This is a genomic window from Allomuricauda sp. XS_ASV26, assembly GCF_041224615.1.
Taxonomy (GTDB): domain Bacteria; phylum Bacteroidota; class Bacteroidia; order Flavobacteriales; family Flavobacteriaceae; genus Flagellimonas; species Flagellimonas alginolytica.
Map to the genome: position 1 here is coordinate 544,776 of NZ_JBGFGK010000033.1, position 17,980 is coordinate 562,755.

The window sequence follows — 17,980 nt, forward strand, 5'->3', positions numbered from 1 at the left end:
GTAAGTACTACATTTGTGGAGTGGCTAATTTTTCCCAATAATTTTATATGGATCATCATATCAAAAGAAGACCAGCATTACAATTATTCAGTAAATCGACAGAAGCATGAAAACAGAATTTTACACATTGGGAACCTTTGAATTTCCTGCCGATGCCATAGTAATTAAAGGAAAGTTGGAAGCAGAGGGGATTCCTGTTTTTTTGAGGGACGAAGCTACCATTAATTCTGACCCTCTGATAAGTGCCGCTCTGGGCGGGGTTAAGCTTCAGGTATATTCGAGCGATAGGGAACGGGCCAAGGAAATTTTTGATGATATCCGGAGTTACGCTACCGATAGGTTGGGAAACCCAGTGGTCTGTCCCAATTGTAAAGCTGCCAAATCAGAAATTTATTACTCTAGAAGCAATGTTTTCTATAAGCTGTTTCCATTTTTTGAACCCAGAAAGTACCAATGCATGCAGTGCAACTTTATTACGAGGCCTTCTCGCTGAGCATTGGTGAATGGAATTATTCTAAGCGTTTATAAATTAGGCCTCTGCCAACAGTAGCTTCCAAATTGTAATGATCTTCTAGATAAGCATCTATGTAGGTGTTGTATTCGACCAATTTCTTGTCGAATATCTTTTTTCCTTTTCTGGCAACCAAAGTTTTAGGCCGGACAACCTCCATAATATATCGGAGTTCTTGCATTCCTGTGTTTCTGGGATTTTCCATAAACGGAAACATTTCTTCGCGGGTTATATTACTTGGGTGGGTCGCTGCTTTTGTGGGGGGTTCCGTATTCAACAGCCAATACCCTATGTGATATTCCGTAAAAAAAATGTTCTCGGCATCCAATTTATGATCATTTATGTATTGGGGTACTTCTATACCTTCACCATTAAAAAATGTGCCCTTTTCTATTTTGTTGGAAATAATATTCCCATACTCCAAATACGATTCCATTGGGATTAAGATCAGCAAGATGGCAATTAGGGGCCTATATTTTTTTTGAATGGTTGGAAGTTTGGAGAAGGCAATGCCTAAAAGGATCAAAATAAAGGGATATAATTGGATCAAATAATGCCCGTTCACTTTTCCAGCCTGAACAAAGGACAATAAAATGGACAGGGTAATTACCATTAAAAGTTGGAGTTTTGTATCCTTCCAATCTATTATTTTAAGAACTGAAAGGGTTATTAAAATTCCCAAAACCACCAATACAAACGGCAATGTTTTTAAGGTAGAATGTAGTTTTCCTCCAGAATAGGCCAATGGTGCCTCAATTATAGATTGCCAGCACACATGAATTTCGTTCTGGAAATAATAGGGCAATATTGTAAGAATACCGATAAGCACCGCCCCAATCACCATACATGATAATTGCCGGATCCGTAGGGACAATTGTTTTGTTTTTTGTCCCTCCCATATTAAAAACAATCCCAAAAATAAGGCAGGATACACCATGTTCAACTTGGATAGTACGGAAAGGGAAATTAGGCTCCCGATGGCCAGATAGGAAACCCAACTCTCTTTGCGAAAAAGAAGATAAACACCCATTACAAAGAACAGAATACTGATATGTTCGGACATTACACCTTGAAGACTACCGAACAAGCTTTGAAAAAAAACACAGAAAACCGCTGTCCAAAAAGCAACTTTTCTAGAAGTAATGTTTGTCGCTATACCGTAGGTGAACAAGGCTGTAAGGGCAACAAGTAAGGAACCAAACAAGCGTATTGCGATAAAGCTCTTGCCAAAAAGCTTTATGATCAGGGCAAAGTATAAAAATGTAATGGGAGGTTTAAGGTCCCAAAGACGGGTGTACGGCAAATGACCATCGACCCACGATTGGCCCATTAAGATAAAAGTACTCTCGTCGCGATCTATATAATCCCTAAAAAAGAAGGGGAACCGAATACATATGGCCAATAGCGCCAAAATAAATAAGACAGTTTTCCAGTCTAAGCTATGATACCTTAAAGAAGCATTTTTTTGAAACACGATGGAGTTGAGCAGTTGGGCCATTGGTTATCTTCTGTGCAATATATATAAATTTGGATGGTTTGATAGTTTCTTTGCATTTGAAAAATTATTGAAAAGTAATTTGTAACATAATTTGATTTGTAACTACATATAATTGGAAAGTAGAACAGATCATGTTTTTGGAGCTACAGGCCCTCTTGGCCCCGAAATATTTGTTTTTTATTCTTGAACACCTTGGGCCTGTCCGATTGCGTTCGAAACTTACGAAGCATTTCCCAAAAAGAATGAAACGTTATGGTAAACGCTGCGAGATCTCGTAAAAATGCAGAGTCCATATTACCTTCCGCTGGATAACTTTGATCCTACCAAAATATCGATTCAAAGTAGTATCTTAACACCTATAACCAACTTTAAATTTTAATACCATGGAAAATTGGTTTGCAGCTTTGACTGTGTTTGAGAAAGTCTATTGGATTGTTGCCATTGCTGGTTCGGCAATCCTTTTGGTCCTTGTAATAATAACCTTGATCGGAGGCGATGTAGATGATCTGGGGGATGTGGATACAGACATTGAGGCGGATACTGGAATTGATTTTCAATTTCTATCCTTTAAAAACTTAATGGGCTTCTTTACCATTTTCGGTTGGTCTGGAATTGCCTGTATTGATAATGGGGTGTCCACCGGACTCACAGTCTTCATTTCTGTGGTGTGCGGATTATTAATGATGCTTGCCATGGCTTCCCTATTCTACTATTTGGCAAAATTGCAGAGCAGTGGCACGCTAAAACTCTCCAATGCGGTAAATCAAATAGGAGAAGTGTACCTAACCATTGGAGCTAATCGAACTCGAATCGGCAAAGTTTCCGTAAATGTTCAGGGGACACTGCGCGAACTACAAGCTTTGACCGATGAAGACCAAGACCTGGTACAGGGCAATGTGGTAAAAGTACATGAGGTAACAGACACTGGGATTTTGATCGTTAATCTTTTAAATAAATAAAACTACTATGCTAACACTACCATTACAAATGGGCGGAGGGGCTACCTTACTGGCCATAGGCTTCGCCATCCTCTTTTTCTTTATTATTATAATCTCTTTTATAAGGCGTTATAAAAGATGTCCATCTGACCGTATTCTTGTAGTCTACGGAAAAGTAGGTACAGGTAATTCTGCAAAATGTATTCATGGTGGGGCCGCATTTGTATGGCCGGTAATCCAAGACTATGAATTCTTGGATTTAACACCAATTTCTATCGAAGTTGATCTTACCAATGCACTAAGTCGACAAAATATCCGGGTTAATGTACCTTCTCGGTTTACTATTGGTATTTCTACAGAGCCGGGAATTATGCAAAATGCTGCTGAACGGCTTTTAGGACTTGGTATGCAAGAAGTTCAGGAATTGGCCAAGGAAATCATATTTGGTCAATTGCGATTGGTCGTTGCTTCCATGGATATTGAAGAAATCAATGCCGACAGGGATAAATTTCTGACCAATATTTCTCAAAGTGTTGAATCGGAACTGAAGAAGGTTGGGTTAAAACTGATCAACGTTAATATCACCGATATTGTAGACGAATCTGGCTACATTGAAGCGTTGGGTAAAGAAGCCGCCGCACATGCCATAAATGCGGCAAGGAAATCCGTAGCAGAAAAGAACAGGGATGGTTCTATTGGTGAGGCCAATGCCAAACAAGATGAGCGTACCCAGGTAGCTGCTGCCAATGCCAAAGCGGTAGAAGGGGAAAACGTTGCTAAAATTGATGTTGCCAATTCAGATTCCTTACGAAGACAGCGCGAAGCAGAAGCGGAACGCACAGCGATCGCAGCAGAAAAGGTACAGGCGGCAAAAGCATTGGAAGAGTCTTATGCGGCAGAGAAAGATGCGGAAATGGCTAGGGCAGAGCGCGAAAGAAGCTCCCAAATGGCAGATATTGTCGTACCAGCACAAATAGACAAACAAAAGGTAGAAATTGAAGCGGAAGCTGAGGCCGAAATGATTCGTAGAAGAGCAAAAGGAGAGGCAGATGCAATACTTTTTAAAGCCCAGGCAGAGGCCAAGGGTATATTTGAGGTACTTACCAAACAAGCAGAAGGTCTGGACAAAATCGTTCAGGCAGCAGGAGACAACCCAAAGGATGCAGTACTTTTATTAATTGCGGACAAACTTCCGGAACTTGTTGAAAAACAAGCCGAGGCCATTAAAAATATCAAGATAGATAAGGTCACTGTTTGGGATTCTGGCAATAGTGAAGACGGTAAGAATTCTACGGCAAACTTTATTTCAGGCATGTACAAATCTGTACCGCCTTTACAAGAAATGTTCAACATGGCAGGGATGGAATTGCCAGAATATTTAAAAGGAAAAGATAAGGTTGCCGGGAAAAACTCTAAAGAGGACTTGGACAAGCCGGAATCTTCAGAAAGTGCATAAAACAGACAAACCATTTAAAGAGACCATTTTTATATGGTCTCTTTTTGTTTTATGCAGCTACTACCTGCAGATAAGCTTGTTTTAATTTTTCCATTACGATTTTGAGTTCTTCCTCGTTTAGATGTCCATACCCAAAACGAATGGCACAGGTAGCCTTATTTTGATAGAGGATGGTTTTTGGTACAAATAAATCCAGTTTTTCAGCTTCTTCGGCAAGCTTAATTAAGGATATCGGAGTTTTAAAGCGCAACCACACAGCTAATCCTCCAGAAGGTGTTCGCCAGTCAAGGATATTGGCAAAGTGCTGCTTTAATAAAGCGCTTAAAGTATCTCTACGTTGCTTGTAAGTGACTATATTTTTTTTCTTGAGCCGGTATATTTCGCCTTCGGATATCAATTCGGAAAGCATTTGTTCCTGTATTAAATCTCCTTGGGCATCCAATAATTGAAGGTAGTTTTTGGCTTCGGTTATCACCTGTTCTGGCGCAACAACAAACCCAGTATGAAAACTCGGAAATAAAGACTGACCTAGTTTGCCCAAATAAATAACGTTTCCATCCGCATCTGAACTTGCCATCGGCAACATGGAACTTCCTTCAAATTGAAAATCATGATCATAATCGTCCTCAATTACAGCAAAACCATGAATTTTGGCCAATTCTAACAATTGCAACCTTCTTTTGGTGCTTAAGGTTATTGTTGTGGGATAGTCCCTGTTGGAGCAAACATAGATGCAACGAATGTTCTCATGTAAATAATGTTCCATTATATGACCAATATCCAAGCCTTCATCATCTACGGGCACTGTTTTTATTTTTGCCCCTGCTTGCTGAAATATCATGTTGGCCACATAATTGCTCAGTTGACCTACCAGTACCAAATCGCCCGGATTAATTAGCACCTGCGAAACAATATATAAGCTCATTTCCGTGCTTCGTGTATTTAATAAATGGGTTGGCTCAATATGAAATCCTCGAGTGGCATTTAAGTAATTACACAGTTGCGTGCTAAAAATGGAAGGGGCAAAAGCACTTGTTCTGTTCCATTTGTTGATCAACGGTTTTCGTTTCATTGCCGCACTGTACCACCTGGAAAATTGATGCACCGGATGCAGTCTTAAATCGGGCTTACCATCGCTTAAAGCATATTTAGCGGTAGTCTCTTCTTTTGTTGAAGAAAGATTAAAGGATTGTTGGAACGGGAACCCGGGGGCTTTTGGATATTCGTATGCCCGATTGATGTGCTGTGTGCTTGCCTTGATTTTTACCTTGGAATTTTCCGGGACCACGACAAAGGTTCCTCTATTGGGTATAATGTTTACCCATCCCTGCGAAGCTAATTCATCGTAAATGGCCACAGCCGTATTCCGATGAACGCCCAATAACTCACTTAACCCTCGTGTCCCAGGTAACTTGCTGCCTTTTTCTAAATAGCCTCTTTGTATCGCGTTCATAATTTGTTGGGCCACTTGCACATATACAGGCTGAACCAAGGATTTATCTATCGATACCAGCTGATTCAATAATTCAAAAACCGGACTATTCATTGTTTTAAAACTGGACTAGTTTAATCGTCCGGAAAGTTAGGACTTTTGCAGCATTAATTGAACAACTTTCAACCGGTTATAAATTCCAATTATGAAGAAATCAATTTTATTTTCTGCGATTTTACTTACGGGTGTTTCTCAGGTAAAAGCACAGCAAGATGATGCTGTTGTAAAAGTAGATTCGTTGAGCGAAGTTGTAGTGACCGCAAATCGTATCGATCTTCCTTTTAAAGAAAATTCAAGAACCATAAACATAGTTACCTCTAGTGATATAAAGAACAGTGCTGCAGTTAATGTTGCGGATTTATTACAACAAGTCGCGGGCGTAGATATTAGGAGGCGCGGTACCGGGGGTAGCCAAGCCGACTTGTACATAAGAGGAGGCGGCTTTGACCAGACCTTATTATTGATTGATGGTGTAAAAATGGACGATGCACAAACCGGTCACCATACCATGAATGCTGCATTACCATTGGAGGTAATAGAAAGAATTGAAATTATAAAAGGACCTGCGGCACGCGTTTTTGGTCAAAATGCATTTGCAGGCGCAATAAATATCATTACCAAAAAGAATTTGAACAATTCGGTGTCCTTAAATGTAGAGGCAGGTTCTTTTGGACAATTGAATGGTAGCGTAACGGCTGGCGTGGAAAAGGAAAACTCATCCCATATTATACATGTGGGCAGGATAACGTCCGAAGGTTATAGAAATAACTCGGATTATGATAATGGCAATTACTATTTAAAAAGTATTTTCAATAAAAATGCCCAACCTATAGAAATGACGGCTACATTTATGGAGCGTAATTTTGGGGCCGAGAATTTTTACACCACCAATCCTACCTTTAATGAGTATGAAGAAACTCAAAACAGCCTATTGGCGTTTTCTACCACTTTTAACAATAACAAGCTTAAAATACAACCAAGAATTTACTGGAAACGTAATCAAGATTTATTTTTATTGAGAAGAAACGAACCGAGTTTTTATAGGAACATGCATATTTCCAATAAAATTGGAGTGGAAACCAATGCATCCTACCTCTCTAAACTGGGAATTACAGGTTTTGGGGTAGAGTTTTCCAAAATTTATTTAAGAAGTAACAACCTTGGTAATAGAGATCGTTTTATGTCCAATGTGTTTTTAGAGCACCGCTTTAGTGTTGCGGACAATAAGCTGGATATTACACCAGGTGTGGCACTCACCTACTTTTCAGATTTTAAGTTTAAAGGATTTCCCGGATTGGATATAGGGTATAGCCTAACAAACAATTTTAAAGTATATGGTAACATAGGTTATACTTACCGCGTTCCTACCTATACCGATTTGTTCTATAACGACCCTGTTACTAGTGGAAACGCAGATTTGGAACCAGAGGAAGCTTTTGCACAAGAATTAGGCTTAAAGTATACCACAATCAAGTTTAACGCTAGTGTCGCTGTTTTTAACAGAGATGCGGATAATCTTATAGATTATATCAGAAACGATATTTCTGAAGACGTATTTACAGCTACTAATATTACAGAGGTAAATACCAAAGGTCTGGAGTTGGATGCCGCCTATAATTTTATGTTCAAAGATTTTGTTCAGACACTGAATGTAGGCTACGCTTTTTTGGATGATAATATTCTGGATCAGAATGAAGCATTATCGCGATATTCTTTGAACACTTTAAAACATCAATACACCACACGCCTAAGTACGCAATTGTTCAAGAATGTACGTCAGAATATAGTTTATAAGTACGCAGAACGTACTACGGGACAAACCTATAATGTTTGGGATGCCTCTTTGGCCGTTAAAGTAAATCAGGCTGAGCTTACCATAACGGCTAGCAATATTTTCGATGCAGATTACATAGAGTCGGGTTTTGTGCCCATGCCGCCGATCAACGTGCTTTTCGGTCTGCGTTATAGTTTTAGATAGGCACTCCAATTTGTGTTGTAATATCGCACATGAGTAGGATGGAATGTAGTAGGAACAAAGGTCGCCCCCGAAAGCGTGGTCAAGTATTGAAGCTAAAGCGAGGCATGGGAAAAACAATTTCAAAAAGTTGGATTGGAGGCCATTCAAATCCTTTTCTTAATTTAGTGGTTTCAAATTCATTGAAATCTTGAAGCTGAATCTTGAACAGATACCTCGGGAAAAAACCCTTTCCAAGAAAGAGTTTGTCCAAAAATATTTCAAGCCCCAGAAGCCAGTAGTCATTGAGCGCTTTATTGAGGATTGGCCTGCATATTCCAAATGGAGCTTGGACTATGTAAAAGAGGTGGCAGGGGACAAGGAAGTGCCATTGTACGATGATCGCCCAGTAAAACACGACGAAGGATTCAATGAGCCGCACGCTAAAATGAAGATGTCCGATTATGTAGATTTACTAAAAAGTGGTCCAACAAAATACCGAATTTTTCTTTGGAACGTGCTCAAAGAAGTTCCGGTACTTCAAAAAGACTTTTACTACCCGGATTTTGGATTGCGTTTAATGAAAGGGTTGCCCATGCTATTTTTTGGCGGGGAGGATTCACATACCTTTATGCATTATGACATAGATCTTGCCAATATCTTTCACTTTCATTTTGAAGGGAAAAAGCAGTGCATTCTTTTTTCGCAATCCGAGACCAAATACCTCTATAAAATCCCGCATTCCTTGATTACCAGGGAGGATATTGATTTTGCCGATCCGGATTTAGAAAAATGGCCCGCCCTGCAACATGCAAAAGGGCACACAACAGAGTTGGAACATGGTAATGTCCTTTACATCCCGGAAGGATATTGGCATCATATGAAATATATAACGCCCGGATTTTCAATGAGCTTGAGGGCGGTTGCCAGAAAACCCAGGAATTTTGGCCAAGCGGTCTACAATATTTTTGTAATGAGGCATTTTGATAACCTTATGCGAAAATTCAAAGGACAAAAATGGATAGACTGGAAGAACGAGAAGGCCGTGGAGCGAACACAAAAGCTATTGCTCCAAAAATAATAGCTACTTGATCAGCTCGTTGGTTTTTTCGTAGACCAAATGGCTCTCCCATCCACGGTAGAGTAAATAATCTGCCAATTTCTTCTTTTTTTTAAAGCTATTGGTTTCCTTGATTTGGTCTAATCTTTTTCTGGCCAGCTCATCCAAGGTCCTTAAATAATCTTCATCGGAGATTTCGGCCAGGGCGCTCTTTATGTTGTAGGCAGAAATGTCCCTATACTTTAACTCATTTTTTATGCGGTTTGCCCCCCACTTTTTAATATTGAACTTTCCACGTGCAAATGCCTTTGCAAAACGTTCCTCGTTCAAAAAGTTTTCCTGTATCAAATGCCCAATAATTTGATCTATGGCCTCAGGGATCATGTTCATATTTTTTAGTTTTTCCGTTACCTCTTTGTGGCATCGTTCCTGGTAGACACAGTAGCGTTCCATTTTTTGGGTTGCTTCTTGGATGGAGTAAAACTTCTGTCCGGAAAATTGTGATCTCATAGATTGCCTATTTGGAAACAACAATGTCCTTATCCGAAAAAGTAAGGATGGTTTTTCCATTTGTTGTGGTCCTTTCTGGATTGCCCTCGGTTGCCATATAATCTGCCTCGGGCAATACGAGCTTTATTTTCCAATCGCCACGAGTCTGTTGAATCTTGATTTTGCTGCCAGAGTACCAAATCGAAACAGTATTGTCCCCTACTTTTACATTTTCCAAAGATGCTTCGCCCCATTCCGTTGGCATCTGTGGTTCAATAACAATAGTTTTTTTATGCGCCATAGGTTGAATTCCAAAAAATTGATTTACAATGGGAACAGCAAAGGCATAAATATTCCAAGCTTGGGTCATCATTCCGTAATCCGGGGAAACTTCGTAGATACTTCCCGGTAGCGCATAGCTAAAAGTGCGGGACATTCTCTGTAAATAGTCCAAAGCTCGATCTGGACGGCCATAATTGTTCTCGGCAATGGCCTGTACCCCTGTTGGGAGTGTCATTACCGCACCGGTATAGGAAAATACCTTGCTGCCTTCAAAGGAACCATCGTCCTCGCCTGCGCTTTCATCACGATCGATTCCTGTTACAAAAACTCCAAATGGATTAGTAAATTTTGTGGCATTGTCCAAGGCCAAAATCGCTTTGGTGGAATCTGCAATTCCCATTTCCATGGGAGTGTTCACCACCCAGTTATGATAAAGCACAAAAGGCCTGGGTGTATCGGAAGGGTTGCTCAAAATTTGTTGTTTGGTGGCCTCCAGCTCTTCAATGGCCCAAGGTTTGTTCAAAGTGTCCGCCCTTACCAAGGCATCTTCTATTAAATGAAGGGCTTGGTCATCGGTTCCAATAAAATCCGCATAAGAATTAAACGTCTCCGACCAAAACTGTTCGTTGATCTTTGTCTTTAGCTCATCTTCCAAATTTTGATATTTTTTGGCCAATTCCGAATTGCCCAATTCTTCGGCTATCAGGGCAGCATCGGCAAAAGCTCGTTGGGTGTAAGAGGCAACATCGATCATTTCACTGTCAAGTCCATGGATTTCCATCATTCCAAAGCCATCGGGAAAAAGGTTGTTGTTGTCGTCGTTTTCTTCCAATAGCCAATTCAACCCCTTTTTTATGGTCGGAAAATACCTGGTCAAAAATTCTTTGTCGCCGTTCCATTTGTATATTTCCCATATCAACGATGTGAACTGGGGAGTTTCATTAATATTGCCTTTATTAAAAACTACTCCGTTGGTGGACATTTCATGAAGAATCCTACCGTTGGTGTTAACGGCCATGGAAACACTGTCCAAAAGTTCTATGGTCTGTTCAACTACTTTATCCTGTCCAATGGCCATGTAGCCTTTTAGGGCATATTCGCTATCGACCCCAAAATACCAGGGGTAATCCGGTATACCGGCCCCAATCCCTGTTCCTATTTCTGGAATTGTGCGCACCAACCAATCACAATTGTACTTTAACCACTTAAAGGTTTCTTGTAAGTGTTTGTCAGGAATAGTCAGCTTGGACTGATTTGCAAGCGCTTCGTAGCGGGATTTCTTTTCTTGAAACAAGTCTTTGCGTTGGCTCAGTATGGTTTTGTATTGATCTAGTGCAATTTCTTCGGAAGTATAAGAGCCAGCTACGGCAAAGTTGATAACCTGCTCGGATTTAGAAGGTACTTGAACGGTATAGGTTAAAGAATGGGAAGTACCGTTGGGTTGTTTTGCACTTTTGATTTCCTGTGTTGCAATTGGGGCTTGGTCCGACCCAAAAACATTGTGCCATGGATTTAAACTGTCTTTTACCAACCAGTGATTTTCTTTTAAAACCCCATAGTCTTTGGTGTCCAACATTTTGGATTGTTCCCCTAGCCATGTGGGTCTTAAATTGGTATGCCCAGTGAATTTTAATTGTCCTTCTATATTTTTGGAACTATTGTTTTTTATGATGAACTGTATCGAAATGCCTTGAATGTTATCGGGCACAAACTGAACTCGCTCAATTACTAGGGTATCGTCTTCAAGTTCAAAAATGTGTTTGTTGGCAAAGGGGTAGTTCACAAATTCCGAAGCCTTGTTGAGTAAATATGTGTTTGCGTTCACAGTTAGTTCTGCATCAAAGCCATCCATAAGTTTAATGGGGTGGTTCCATATTCCACCCATTTCGCCCTTTATGTGCCAACCCAAAGGCGGGAAGGTGCCATCTTGATGTCCGACCATGTAAACTCTGTTCCCGGCCGTAACAAAAGGAGAGGACAAATATTCGCTGTTCCCCGAAATACTGGGGGTCTCTTTCAATATGTCGGAAAGTAACGGTTCAGATTTTGGGGTACAGGCCAAAATCAATAAGGAGCAAAGCAAGGGGATTCTAATTTTCATAATAATTGTGCTTGTCTTTCAAAAATAAAGCTTTGAACGGAAATGTATAAAAGCAAAAAAGCGACCCCAAAAATATGGAGTCGCTTTGTATTATGCTCGTATTGTTTTACCGTCTTTATCCTTAAAACGATATTCGAGATACGTGTAAGCATCCCTTGGTTGGATCTTTATCCATTTTTTATAGGTTTTGAACCATTTGGAACGGATAGATGGGAACCCTTTGGTAAGGTAAGCTGCAATAAACGGATGGATATTAAGAACAATTCCATTGTTTTTTTGCTTTTGTTTTAGAATTCTTTCCAAGTCCGCTTGGATCTTATCGATCAACACAATGGGAGCTTCTACTTCGGCTCCCGCCAGGTTCGGGTTTTCCTCGCTGGTTTTTATATTCATTTCCGGACGCACTCTTTGTCGTGTAATTTGAACAAGTCCAAATTTACTCGGGGGCAAAATTTTGTGTTTGGCCCTATCGTCCTTCATTTCTTCCCTAAGGTGATCGTACAGTTTTCTGCGGTGATCGCCTTTGGTCATATCAATAAAATCCACAACGATGATTCCACCCATGTCCCGCAATCGTAATTGTCTTGCAATTTCGGTAGCGGCCAATAGGTTTACCTCTAATGCTGTATCCTCTTGGTTTTTTGCCTTGTTGGAGCGGTTACCACTGTTTACGTCTATAACGTGCAGCGCTTCGGTATGCTCAATTACAAGATAAGCCCCTCGGCTCATGGATGCAGTTCGGCCAAACGAGGTTTTTATTTGGCGTTCAATACCAAATTTTTCAAAAATGGGTGCCGAACCGGTATATTGCTTTACAATGGATTCTTTTTCTGGTGCGATTTCGTGCACATAATCCTTGATTTGGTTGTAAAGCGTTTCATCATCAACATGGATTCCGGTAAAGGAATCGTTGAATACATCCCTAAGGATGGAGGAGGCCCTGTTCAATTCCACCAATACTTTGGATGGATGGGGCGCTCTTTGCAATTTCTTGCACATTGCTACCCATTTGGATAACAAGTTCTGGAGATCTTTGTCCAGTTCTGCAACCTTTTTGCCTTCTGCTACGGTACGGATAATTACACCAAATCCTTTGGGTTTTATACTTTTTACAAGTCTAATAAGTCGGTCCTTTTCTTCTTTGCTCGCTATCTTTTGGGATACCGAAACTCTATCTGAAAAAGGCACCATTACCAAGTATCGCCCAGCGATAGAAAGCTCGGAGCTTATTCTTGGTCCCTTGGTGGAGATGGGTTCTTTTACAATTTGTACGAGTAGCGACTGATTGGCTTTTAATACATCGTTGATGCTGCCATTCTTGTCAATATCTTTTTCAAATGGAAAATCTTTTAGGGTGTAGTCCTTTAACTTCCCTGTTTTAGCTTTTTTGATAAATTTCAACATGGAAGACAGTTGCGGTCCGAGGTCATGGTAGTGCAGGAACGCATCTTTTTCATAACCTACGTTAACGAAAGCCGCATTAAGGCCCGTTACGGGTTTTCTAATCTTGGCTAGGAAGATATCCCCTACGGAAAAGTTGTTGTTGTCTTCTTCTTTGTGTAATTCTACTAATTTTCCATCCTTTAATAAGGCAAAATCGACTGCTTCCGGCGTAGATCTTACTATTAATTCTCTATTCACCTGAATCGATTTTAATTTATCCCACATGAATTTTGGGACAAATGATTAAACAATATATGGAATCGGTTATTTTTCGAACCGATTGAAATTCGTTTTTGGAATCTCTATGTCAAAGAACGTAATTGGGTAAAACGAAAAAGTAGTTGAAACAACTACTTTTTCTTGTGTCGGTTAGCTCTTCTGCGCTTCTTGCGCTTGTGCGTGGCTACCTTATGTCTTTTTCTTTTTTTTCCACTCGGCATATGGCTCTTGCTTTTGAGTTGTTAATTATATTATTTTACTTGTACATTGGTCTTTACGCCCTCCACAAATACTTTGGCCGGCTTAAAAGCAGGAATATTGTGTGCAGGAATTTTTATGGTAGTGTTCTTGGAAATGTTCCTACCTGTTTTTTCCGCTCTGGTCTTGATGATAAAGCTACCAAAACCTCTTAAATAAACATTGTCTCCATTCTCTAAAGATGATTTAACCTCCTCCATAAAGGATTCAACTGTCGCTTGCACGTCTCCTTTTTCAATACCTAGTTTTTCTGAGATCCTAGTTACAATATCTGCTTTCGTCATTTCGTCTTATTAATTTTCTAATTTTTTTCGGCTTGCAAATATAAACATTATAATTAATCTTTCCCTTTAACCCTTTAATTTTAAGTATATAAACTGATACATTTGACCTTTATTACTTTCTTTGATGAGTTTTGCCCAAAAAATCCTGAATTGGTACCATGAAAATCAGAGAGATCTGCCATGGAGAAGAACACGTGACCCATATAAGGTTTGGTTATCGGAAATTATACTCCAACAGACTCGCGTTGTGCAAGGTATGCCCTATTATTTGCGATTTGTTGATGCTTTCCCAACGGTTCAAGATCTTGCCAAAGCACCAGAAGAACAAGTGTTGAAACTATGGCAGGGGCTAGGATACTATTCCCGAGCGCGAAACCTGCATGCCACAGCAAAAATAGTAGCGAACAATTTTGATGGCCAATTTCCCAATACATATAAAGAGTTAAAAACGTTAAAAGGGGTTGGCGATTACACCGCAAGTGCCATTGCATCTTTTTGTTTTGATGCTCCGGAACCGGTTGTGGACGGAAATGTATATCGTGTATTGTCCCGATATTTTGGAGTAGATATACCTATTAATAGTACCAAGGGCATCAGATATTTTAAGGAATTGGCCCGAGAGGTAATGGATTCAGGGAACATTAGGGATTACAATCAAGGTATAATGGAATTTGGAGCCGTACAATGCGCCCCCAAAAAACCCTACTGTTTATTGTGCCCCTTGCAGGAAAGTTGTGTAGCTGTCAAAGATGGAAAAGTGAGTGAGCTACCTCTAAAACTGAACAAGACCAAGGTAAAGAACCGCTATTTTAATTATGTAATTCCCATCGATCCGGAAAATAATACCATCTTGGAGCAAAGAACAGGAAAGGGTATTTGGCAAAATCTGTATCAGTTTCCCCTTGTAGAGTCCGATAAGAACCTTAAGGCGGAGGAACTAAAACTTTTGATCCGAGGTAATGGCCAATTGCCGGAATATGAGTCCTTATCCTTATATAATAATGAAACCATTGTGCACAAATTGTCCCATCAACATTTGTACACAAAATTTTGGATCCTAAAAACTTCCTATATCTTAGAGGAGGGAACGCCCTGGAAAAAGATAGGCGGGTTTCCTGTGCCAGTTTTAATAGCTGATTTCATCAAGACATTTAAAATTTAGTACTTTTGATTAATTAAAGAAATATGAGCGGAACATTAAACAAAGTAATGCTGATCGGGCATTTGGGGGACGAAGTCAAAGTACACTACTTTGAAGGAGGCAATTGTATCGGCAGATTTCCCTTGGCCACCAACGAGACCTATACCAACAGGCAAACGGGCGAAAGGGTTACCAATACGGATTGGCACAACATTGTGGTACGGAACAAGGCTGCTGAAATTTGTGAAAAATACCTGAGCAAAGGCGATAAAGTATATGTAGAGGGCCGTTTAAAAAACAGACAATGGCAGGGTGAGGACGGAAATACCCGATACACTACCGAAGTACACGTACAGGATTTTACCTTTTTAACGACCAAAAAGGAAAGCCTGTCCGCCGGACAAGGAGGAACGGTGAATGCACAGACATCCCCGTCGTCTTCGAACTACCAAGAACCATCCAAGCAGGAAAGACCTTCGGCGCCTATTCAAAATTCAGAAGAAGAGGATGACGACCTACCATTCTAAGAACTAAAGATTAAAAAAGCAATATTAAATTGGATCCCGAGCCCCATAGTTTGGCAATTTATCTTACCACTTTTAGTGGAATCTTCACCTTAAAAATTGTTGTGCTGGTACTGCTATTGGCATGCTCCGCATTAATTTCGGCCGCAGAAGTGGCACTTTTTGGTCTCTCGCAGACCAATTTGAACGAAATGCAGGAAAACGATTCCCAACGAGGCAAACTTGTTGTACAATTGTTGGACAAGCCCAAAAAGTTGCTGGCCACCATACTGATCACCAACAATGCCATCAATATTGGAATTGTTCTACTATTTAGTTCCATTGGCGATACCATTTTTGAAGAAATCGAAGGAACCTTGCGCTTTTTATTGGAAGTGGTAGTGGCCACTTTCTTAATATTAATGTTCGGTGAGATCCTGCCCAAAATCTACGCGAACCGCAATCGTGTTCAGTTTTCCCATTTTATGGCCATTCCACTAAAAGGACTCAATTATATATTTACCCCTTTAAGTTCCCCAATGCGGTCGATTACATTATACATGGAAGATAAGTTGGGAAAGAAAAAATCCAATTTAAGCATTAATCACCTATCGCAAGCGCTCGAACTGGCCTCCGAGGGGGATACCACCAAAGAAGAACAGAAAATATTGGAAGGCATCGTAACGTTTGGCAATACCGACACCAAGCAGGTAATGCGACCGCGGATAGATATTTTTGCCGTCAACGAGAAAATGAAATTCCCGGAGGTAATCGAGGAGATAAAGAAAAACGGCTATTCTAGAATTCCGGTATTTTCGGAAAATATGGACAATGTTTTGGGTGTACTTTACGTGAAAGACCTTTTGCCTTATATCGATAGAAAAACCTTTAACTGGATGTCCTTGATACGAGAGCCTTACTTTGTCCCGGAAAACAAAAAATTGGACGATTTGTTGCTAGAGTTTCAGGAAAAAAAGAACCATTTGGCCGTGGTCGTGGACGAATATGGCGGCACCTCTGGAATTGTTACCTTGGAAGATATAATAGAGGAGATCGTTGGGGATATTAGTGATGAGTTCGACGACGAAGATCTGGTATTCTCCAAATTGGACGATCATAATTATGTTTTCGATGGCAAAACGGCCTTAAAGGATTTCTATCGGGTCGTAAAAATTGAAGAAGAAGAGGAGTTCGAGAGCAAGAAAGGAGAATCCGAGACCATAGCGGGATTTGTGTTGGAAATATCGGGCAGTTTTCCCAAGATCGGAGAAAAAGTTATGTTCAAGGACTACCGCTTTATTGTGGAGAGCATGGACAAGAAAAGATTAAAACGAATAAAAGTTACATTGCCACATGAAACATAAAATTTTAATTTTAGTTATGGTAACCTCCCTATTTTTAAGTTGTAAGGATGATGTGTTGCCAAAGCCCAAGGCCATGTTGCATTTGGATTATCCAACCGCCCAATACACAATTACCGATGCCGACTGTGTATACACCTTTAATAAGAACACACTTTCCAATATAAAAGAAAACAAGGATTGTTCTTTGGTTCTGGACTATCCTATTATGAACGGGTCTATATATTTAACGTACAAGCCTGTGCGGGGTAACCTGGATACCTTATTGGTAGATGCACAAAAATTGTCGTACGAACATGTGGTCAAGGCCGACAATATTGTTGAGCAACCTTTTATCAATGCCGAGAAAAAGGTCTATGGGATGTTTTACGAAGTAAGCGGTAATGCCGCATCGCAATCCCAGTTTTATGTAACGGACAGTATTAACCACTTTGTAACCGGATCCCTGTATTTTTACGCAAAACCCAATTACGATTCCATTTTACCGGCCGCTATATATCTGCAGAACGATATCAGGAAAATTATGGAAAGTCTGGAATGGAAAAACTGATTATTGCACAGTATCCTTGGCAAGCAGTGCCTGCGCGCGCTCAATGCTGCCATTGATCTTGTCCTTCACCACTTTTACCTTTTCCTCTTCTTCGTCCAGCCACTGTTGCTTTTCTTCGGAAAGCTCTTTTCCTTCCAATATTTCTTCGTGGTCAAACCTGTCTCCAAAATCCTTCATCCAGTCCATCATGGCCCTATTGGCTTCTTGTAGATCCTTCATGGCTACTTCGTAATTCTGTCCCATTTCGGTGGAATCCACTTTTGGCTTTATTTCGCCAACAAGCTTTCCTATGGTGCTCATCTTAGGCATTACCTCGTCATGGATGGCCATTACCTTTTTCATTTGGGAGGACTCTTCCGTCGATTTTTTTTCCTCTTTACAGGAAAAACTCAAGAATAGGACAGAGCAAATTAAAATGGCTTGGAATTTTTTCATTGTGT

The 17,980-nt window shown here is 40.3% G+C and carries 16 protein-coding genes; 9 read left to right on the forward strand and 7 right to left on the reverse strand.

The genetic code is table 11. From position 1 onward, the window contains the following. The first annotated feature begins 106 nt into the window (after nt 1–106). Nucleotides 107–493 carry a DUF2007 domain-containing protein gene (locus tag AB9K32_RS14540; RefSeq protein WP_369885578.1) on the forward strand — a complete coding sequence of 129 codons (387 nt, stop codon included), beginning with the start codon at nt 107–109 and terminating at the stop codon, nt 491–493. Between the two features lie 16 nt (nt 494–509). Here the strand turns inward: AB9K32_RS14540 and AB9K32_RS14545 are convergent, their stop codons facing one another. After that, on the reverse strand, nt 510–2,009 hold the full coding sequence (locus tag AB9K32_RS14545) for an ArnT family glycosyltransferase (protein ID WP_369885580.1): 1,500 nt from the start codon (nt 2,007–2,009) through the stop codon (nt 510–512). A 383-nt stretch (nt 2,010–2,392) separates the two neighbouring features. On the opposite strand from AB9K32_RS14545, the gene AB9K32_RS14550 reads away from it, so the two are divergent. Next, a complete protein-coding gene (locus AB9K32_RS14550) occupies nt 2,393–2,968 on the forward strand; it encodes a hypothetical protein (protein ID WP_369885581.1) in 576 nt (191 codons plus the stop codon). A gap of 7 nt (nt 2,969–2,975) precedes the next feature. Next, nucleotides 2,976–4,403, forward strand: a complete 1,428-nt coding sequence (locus tag AB9K32_RS14555; RefSeq protein ID WP_252080883.1) for a flotillin family protein — start codon at nt 2,976–2,978, stop codon at nt 4,401–4,403. Between the two features lie 49 nt (nt 4,404–4,452). On the opposite strand, the gene AB9K32_RS14560 is transcribed toward AB9K32_RS14555, so the two are convergent. Beyond that, nucleotides 4,453–5,949 carry a PLP-dependent aminotransferase family protein gene (locus AB9K32_RS14560; protein ID WP_224836076.1) on the reverse strand — a complete coding sequence of 499 codons (1,497 nt, stop codon included), beginning with the start codon at nt 5,947–5,949 and terminating at the stop codon, nt 4,453–4,455. A gap of 91 nt (nt 5,950–6,040) precedes the next feature. Here AB9K32_RS14560 and AB9K32_RS14565 point away from each other — a divergent pair, with 91 nt between their 5' ends. Together AB9K32_RS14565 and AB9K32_RS14570 are read left to right on the forward strand one after the other, a co-directional pair. Further along, entirely contained in the window at nt 6,041–7,873 is a 1,833-nt protein-coding gene (locus AB9K32_RS14565) for a TonB-dependent receptor plug domain-containing protein (RefSeq protein WP_369885582.1), read from the forward strand. Nucleotides 7,874–8,060: 187 nt separating this feature from the next. Then, the gene (locus AB9K32_RS14570) at nt 8,061–8,930 is read left to right on the forward strand and encodes a cupin-like domain-containing protein (RefSeq protein ID WP_369885583.1); all 870 of its coding nucleotides are present in this window, start codon (nt 8,061–8,063) and stop codon (nt 8,928–8,930) included. Nucleotides 8,931–8,933: 3 nt separating this feature from the next. Here the strand turns inward: AB9K32_RS14570 and AB9K32_RS14575 are convergent, their stop codons facing one another. The 4 genes from AB9K32_RS14575 to AB9K32_RS14590 form a co-directional block, all read right to left on the reverse strand. Further along, nucleotides 8,934–9,419 (reverse strand): regulatory protein RecX, encoded by a 486-nt coding sequence (locus AB9K32_RS14575; protein ID WP_369885584.1) that lies wholly within the window; start codon nt 9,417–9,419, stop codon nt 8,934–8,936. A 7-nt stretch (nt 9,420–9,426) separates the two neighbouring features. Continuing rightward, a complete protein-coding gene (locus tag AB9K32_RS14580) occupies nt 9,427–11,781 on the reverse strand; it encodes a glycogen debranching protein (RefSeq protein ID WP_369885585.1) in 2,355 nt (784 codons plus the stop codon). 90 nt (nt 11,782–11,871) lie between these two features. Continuing rightward, entirely contained in the window at nt 11,872–13,422 is a 1,551-nt protein-coding gene (locus AB9K32_RS14585) for a ribonuclease E/G (RefSeq protein ID WP_252080877.1), read from the reverse strand. A gap of 272 nt (nt 13,423–13,694) precedes the next feature. After that, on the reverse strand, nt 13,695–13,985 hold the full coding sequence (locus tag AB9K32_RS14590) for an HU family DNA-binding protein (protein WP_014032385.1): 291 nt from the start codon (nt 13,983–13,985) through the stop codon (nt 13,695–13,697). Nucleotides 13,986–14,109: 124 nt separating this feature from the next. On the opposite strand from AB9K32_RS14590, the gene mutY reads away from it, so the two are divergent. From mutY to gldD, 4 genes are read left to right on the forward strand one after another with little or no spacing between them, the layout of a single operon-like run. Then, the gene (gene mutY / locus AB9K32_RS14595) at nt 14,110–15,147 is read left to right on the forward strand and encodes an A/G-specific adenine glycosylase (protein ID WP_369885586.1); all 1,038 of its coding nucleotides are present in this window, start codon (nt 14,110–14,112) and stop codon (nt 15,145–15,147) included. A gap of 23 nt (nt 15,148–15,170) precedes the next feature. Continuing rightward, nucleotides 15,171–15,653 (forward strand): single-stranded DNA-binding protein, encoded by a 483-nt coding sequence (locus tag AB9K32_RS14600; RefSeq protein WP_224836083.1) that lies wholly within the window; start codon nt 15,171–15,173, stop codon nt 15,651–15,653. A 29-nt stretch (nt 15,654–15,682) separates the two neighbouring features. Continuing rightward, complete coding sequence (locus tag AB9K32_RS14605; RefSeq protein WP_369885587.1) at nt 15,683–16,993, forward strand: gliding motility-associated protein GldE; 1,311 nt, start codon at nt 15,683–15,685, stop codon at nt 16,991–16,993. Continuing rightward, on the forward strand, nt 16,983–17,540 hold the full coding sequence (gldD, locus tag AB9K32_RS14610; protein ID WP_224836085.1) for a gliding motility lipoprotein GldD: 558 nt from the start codon (nt 16,983–16,985) through the stop codon (nt 17,538–17,540). The genes AB9K32_RS14605 and gldD overlap by 11 nt, the downstream gene beginning before the upstream one ends. Here gldD and AB9K32_RS14615 read toward each other — a convergent pair whose 3' ends face one another. Beyond that, complete coding sequence (locus AB9K32_RS14615) at nt 17,541–17,975, reverse strand: hypothetical protein (protein ID WP_224836086.1); 435 nt, start codon at nt 17,973–17,975, stop codon at nt 17,541–17,543. Nucleotides 17,976–17,980 lie beyond the last annotated feature (5 nt).

What these genes read in the sequence shown, in the direction of transcription:
- AB9K32_RS14540 (WP_369885578.1), top strand. Translation starts at nt 107, where the DNA reads ATGAAAACAGAATTTTACACATTGGGAACCTTTGAATTTCCTGCCGAT.
- AB9K32_RS14545 (WP_369885580.1), bottom strand. Translation starts at nt 2,009, where the DNA reads ATGGCCCAACTGCTCAACTCCATCGTGTTTCAAAAAAATGCTTCTTTA.
- AB9K32_RS14550 (WP_369885581.1), top strand. Translation starts at nt 2,393, where the DNA reads ATGGAAAATTGGTTTGCAGCTTTGACTGTGTTTGAGAAAGTCTATTGG.
- AB9K32_RS14555 (WP_252080883.1), top strand. Translation starts at nt 2,976, where the DNA reads ATGCTAACACTACCATTACAAATGGGCGGAGGGGCTACCTTACTGGCC.
- AB9K32_RS14560 (WP_224836076.1), bottom strand. Translation starts at nt 5,949, where the DNA reads ATGAATAGTCCGGTTTTTGAATTATTGAATCAGCTGGTATCGATAGAT.
- AB9K32_RS14565 (WP_369885582.1), top strand. Translation starts at nt 6,041, where the DNA reads ATGAAGAAATCAATTTTATTTTCTGCGATTTTACTTACGGGTGTTTCT.
- AB9K32_RS14575 (WP_369885584.1), bottom strand. Translation starts at nt 9,419, where the DNA reads ATGAGATCACAATTTTCCGGACAGAAGTTTTACTCCATCCAAGAAGCA.
- AB9K32_RS14580 (WP_369885585.1), bottom strand. Translation starts at nt 11,781, where the DNA reads ATGAAAATTAGAATCCCCTTGCTTTGCTCCTTATTGATTTTGGCCTGT.
- AB9K32_RS14590 (WP_014032385.1), bottom strand. Translation starts at nt 13,985, where the DNA reads ATGACGAAAGCAGATATTGTAACTAGGATCTCAGAAAAACTAGGTATT.
- mutY (WP_369885586.1), top strand. Translation starts at nt 14,110, where the DNA reads ATGAGTTTTGCCCAAAAAATCCTGAATTGGTACCATGAAAATCAGAGA.
- AB9K32_RS14600 (WP_224836083.1), top strand. Translation starts at nt 15,171, where the DNA reads ATGAGCGGAACATTAAACAAAGTAATGCTGATCGGGCATTTGGGGGAC.
- gldD (WP_224836085.1), top strand. Translation starts at nt 16,983, where the DNA reads ATGAAACATAAAATTTTAATTTTAGTTATGGTAACCTCCCTATTTTTA.
- AB9K32_RS14615 (WP_224836086.1), bottom strand. Translation starts at nt 17,975, where the DNA reads ATGAAAAAATTCCAAGCCATTTTAATTTGCTCTGTCCTATTCTTGAGT.